This is a genomic window from Streptomyces specialis, assembly GCF_001493375.1.
Classification (GTDB): Bacteria; Actinomycetota; Actinomycetes; order Streptomycetales; family Streptomycetaceae; genus Streptomyces; species Streptomyces specialis.
Genome location: NZ_LN929810.1, coordinates 1 through 4,124 on the forward strand (window position 1 = coordinate 1; position 4,124 = coordinate 4,124).

Consider the following 4,124-nt stretch of genomic DNA (forward strand, 5'->3'; position numbering starts at 1 on the left):
CTCTTCGCCGGCCCCTTCGGATGTGGATAACGGACAGGGTGGTGACCCACCCCCGTTACCGCGCCATGGAGGCGCACTTCGACCGCGGCGGCCCCTGGGGCCGGGTGATGATGCGCGGCACCGCCGCCGTCCAGATCAGCCTGGACGCGGGCGACGACTCCGACGGGCCGCGCGGCTACCGCTACCGCTGGCGCCTGGCCCACCGCCTGGGCCCGGTGCTGATCGCGGCGTTCGCCAACTCACCGCTGTGGCGCGGCAGGAAGACCGGCTGGGGCTCCAGCCGGCAGGCCGTGTGGCGGCGCATCGACCCCACCCGCACCTCGGCCCCCGGCGGGGGCCCGGACCCGCGCGACGCCTGGGCCGACTACGCCCTGGACGCGCAGTTGCTGTGCGTGCGCCGCGACGGATCCGCCGACTGGTCCGCGCCGCGCGGACTGACGTTCCGCTCCTGGCTCACCGGCGCGAGGGTCGGGCGCCCGCCCGTGCTGGACGATCTGGAGTACCACCTCACGACCCTGTTCCCGCCCGTACGGCCGCGCGGCTGGCTGGAGTTGCGGATGATCGACGCCCAGCCCGGCGACGGCTGGCTGATCGCCCCCGCCCTGGCGGCCGTCCTGCTGGACGATCCGGTGGCGGCGGACGCCGCCTACGCGGCCACCGAGCCGCTGTGCGGGGATCTCGCCCTGCCGCCGCCCGAGGTGTGGGCCCGCGCCGCCAAGCTGGGCCCGGCCGACCCGGCGATCGGCAAGGCCGTGCGGGCCTGCTTCGCCGCGGCCGACGCCGCGCTCGCCGCCTCCGGCGACCCCCTCGCCCATGTCCGGACCGCCGTCGCCGAGTTCGCCGACCGCTATCCCGAACGGGGCCGCTGCCCCGCCGACGATCTGCTGACCGAGCCGGGCGGGAGCCCGGCGACGCACGCCCCATGGGAAGGACTGTCCTGATGAGCCGGCAACCTCGACGACTCGCGCTGGCCCTGGCCGAGCTGGAGTCGGCCCGCGCCAGAACCCTCGCCCTCACGGACTGCCTCGACGACGACGAGCTGATGGCCCAGCACTCCCCGCTGATGTCCCCGCTCGGCTGGGACCTGGCGCACGTCGGCAATCAGGAGGAGCTGTGGCTGGTCCGCGAGGCCGGCCGCCGCCCCGCGCTCCGTCCCGAACTCGACGACCTGTACGACGCGTTCCGGCATCCGCGCGCCGACCGGCCCGCGCTGCCCCTGCTCAGCCCGGCACAGGCCCGCCAGTACCTGGGCCAGGTCCGCGAACAGGCCCTCGACGTGCTGTCCGCGTCGCCGTTCGCCGGTGACCCGCTGCACGCCGACGGCTTCGTGTTCGGCATGGTCGCCCAGCACGAGCAGCAGCACGGCGAGACGATGCTCGCCACGCATCAACTGCGCTCGGGCCCACCGGTGCTGCACGCCCCGGAACCGCCGCCCGCCGCCGTGGACGTCTCGCGGCTGCCGCGTGAAGTCCTCGTCCCGGGCGGCCCGTTCACCATGGGCACCTCGACCGACCCCTGGGCGCTGGACAACGAACGGCCCGCGCACACGGTGGACGTTCCCGCGTTCTGGCTGGACACCGTGCCGGTGACCAACGCCGCCTACCAGGAGTTCATCGCGGACGGCGGCTACGACGACCCCCGCTGGTGGACGCCCGAGGGCTGGGAGCACCGGCGGACCGCGGAGCTGGACGCGCCGCAGTGCTGGTTCCGTGACGGCGGATCGGTGTGGCTGCGGCGGCGGTTCGGCCACGTGGAGGAGGTGCCGCCGGACGAACCGGTGCTGCACGTGTGCTGGTTCGAGGCCGACGCGTACGCCCGCTGGGCCGGGCGGCGGCTGCCGACCGAGGCCGAGTGGGAGAAGGCCGCCCGCCACGACCCGGCCACCGGCGAGTCCCGGCGTTACCCCTGGGGCGACGCCGAACCCGGCCCCGAACACGCCAACCTCGGCCAGCGGCACCTGCGGCCGGCCGCCGTGGGCAGCTTCCCGGCCGGGGTGTCTCCGCTCGGGATCCATCAACTCCTCGGCGACGTGTGGGAGTGGACCGCCAGCGACTTCCAGCCGTACCCGGGCTTCGCCGTGTTCCCGTACAAGGAGTACAGCGAGGTGTTCTTCGGCCCGTCCTACAAGGTGCTGCGCGGCGGCTCGTTCGCGGTCGCGCCGGTCGCCTGCCGGGGCACGTTCCGCAACTGGGACTACCCCATCCGCCGCCAGATCTTCGCCGGCTTCCGCACCTGCCGGACGGCGGAGGGGGACCGCTGATGTGCCGCCATCTGGCCTATCTGGGCCCGCCCGTTCCGCTGGCCCGCCTGCTGACCGAGCCGGCCGGCGGCCTGTACGAGCAGTCCTGGGCGCCCCGCCGCCAGCGCTACGGCACGGTCAACGCGGACGGGTTCGGCGTCGGCTGGTACCCGTCCGCCGGGGACCGCGCACCCGCCCGGTACCGGCGGGCCGTGCCGATCTGGGCCGACACCAACCTGCCCGACCTGGCCCGCACCATCAGCAGCGGGGCCGTCCTGGCCGCGGTCCGTTCCGCGACCGCGGGCACCAGCCAGGACGCGTCGGCCGCCGCGCCGTTCCGCTCGGGCGGGTGGCTGTTCAGCCACAACGGGCGTGTCGACGCCTGGGAGTCGCTGCCCGCCGACTCCGGCGCGGACCTGCCCGCCGCCGACCTGCTCGGGCTGGAGGCGCACTGCGACTCGGCGTTGCTCTGGGCCATGGTCCACCGGCGGCTGCGGAACGGGGAAGCGGCCGCCGGGGCGCTGGCCTCGGTGACCCGGCAGACCGCCGCCGCCCGCCCGGGCGCCCGCCTCAACCTGCTGCTCACGGACGGCCGTTCCATCGTCGCGACCCGCCGGGGCGACACGCTGTGGTACCGCACCGGGCCCGGCGCGGTGCTGGTCGCCTCCGAACCCGACGACGACAGCGACGACTGGCGCGAAGTCCCCGAAGACACCGTCCTCTTGGCCACCCCAGGAGGCGTCAGCACCACACCGCTGCACGCCGCCGCACCTCACCGGGAAGCCCACCCCACCATGAACGACCGCTTCACGCTCGACCACCGCCTCCCCGACGGCTACCTCGACCGCACCCTGCGCGCCGACGTGACCGAGGGCCTCACCGCCGACCCCAAGATCCTGCCGCCCAAGTGGTTCTACGACGCCCGCGGCAGCGTGCTGTTCGAGGAGATCACCCGGCTCCCCGAGTACTACCCGACCCGCGCGGAGCACGAGATCCTCCAGCACCGCGCCGACGAGATCGCCGCCGCCAGCGGCGCCGGCACCCTGGTGGAGCTGGGCTCCGGCTCCTCCGTCAAGACGCGGCTGCTCCTGGACGCCCTCGACCGGCGGGGCACGCTGAGCCGTTACGCCCCGCGCGACGTCAGTCCCTCCGCGCTGACGGAGGCCGGCGAGGCGCTGTGCCGGGACTATCCCGGCCTGCGCGTCGAGGCGGCCGTCACCGACTTCGAAGCCGACCTCGCCCTGCCCGACGCCACGGGACCGCGCCTGGTCGCGTTCCTCGGCGGCACGATCGGCAACCTGGACACGGCGCAGCGTGCCGCGTTCTTCGCCGCCGTGCGGGCCGGACTGACCGGCGGCGGGGACGCGTTCCTCCTCGGCGCCGATCTGGTGAAGGACCCGGACGTGCTGGTGCGGGCCTACGACGACAGCCAGGGCGTGACGGCCGCGTTCAACAAGAACGTCCTGCAGGTCATCAACCGCGAGCTGGACGCCGACTTCGACCCGGACACCTTCGAGCACCGGGCGGTGTGGAACGTGCCGGAGGAGCGGATCGAGATGCGGTTGCGGGCCACCGTCGCCCGCACCGTGAAGATCCCGGGCGTCGATCTGACGGTCGATTTCGCGGCGGGGGAGGAGATGCGCACCGAGATATCCGTCAAGTTCCGCCGTGCCGGGCTCACTTCGGAGCTGGCGGAGGCGGGTCTCGCGGTCCGCCACTGGTGGACGGACGAAGCGGGCCGCTTCGCCCTCGTCCTGGCCACCCCCACCCCCCCCCCCCCCCTCCCCCCCCCCCCTCCCCCCCCCCCCCCCCCCCCTCCCCCCCCCCCCCCCCCCCCTCTCCTTTGTCCTTAAGCTCTTTACCGTCACACTAGCCCTCACACCAT

Annotated in this window: 2 protein-coding genes and 2 pseudogenes; all 4 read left to right on the forward strand. The window is 74.6% G+C overall.

All coding sequences use genetic code 11. From position 1 onward, the window contains the following. Positions 1-41: 41 nt before the first annotated feature. Entirely contained in the window at positions 42-941 is a 900-nt protein-coding gene (locus BN2279_RS07465; RefSeq protein WP_059007709.1) for a glutamate-cysteine ligase family protein, read from the forward strand. Further along, positions 941-2,260, forward strand: a complete 1,320-nt coding sequence (gene egtB, locus BN2279_RS07470) for an ergothioneine biosynthesis protein EgtB (protein ID WP_234347567.1) — start codon at positions 941-943, stop codon at positions 2,258-2,260. Before BN2279_RS07465 ends, egtB begins: the two co-directional genes overlap by 1 nt. Beyond that, a pseudogene (gene egtC / locus BN2279_RS30370) lies at positions 2,260-2,934 on the forward strand (ergothioneine biosynthesis protein EgtC); the annotation flags it as partial. The gene egtB and the pseudogene egtC, both read left to right, overlap by 1 nt. 99 nt (positions 2,935-3,033) lie before the next feature. Next, positions 3,034-3,999, forward strand: a pseudogene (egtD, locus tag BN2279_RS30375) (L-histidine N(alpha)-methyltransferase); the annotation flags it as partial. Between the last annotated feature and the right edge of the window lie 125 nt (positions 4,000-4,124).

Coding starts and splice junctions, on each gene's coding strand:
- egtB (WP_234347567.1), top strand. CDS start 941: ATGAGCCGGCAACCTCGACGACTCGCGCTGGCCCTGGCCGAGCTGGAG.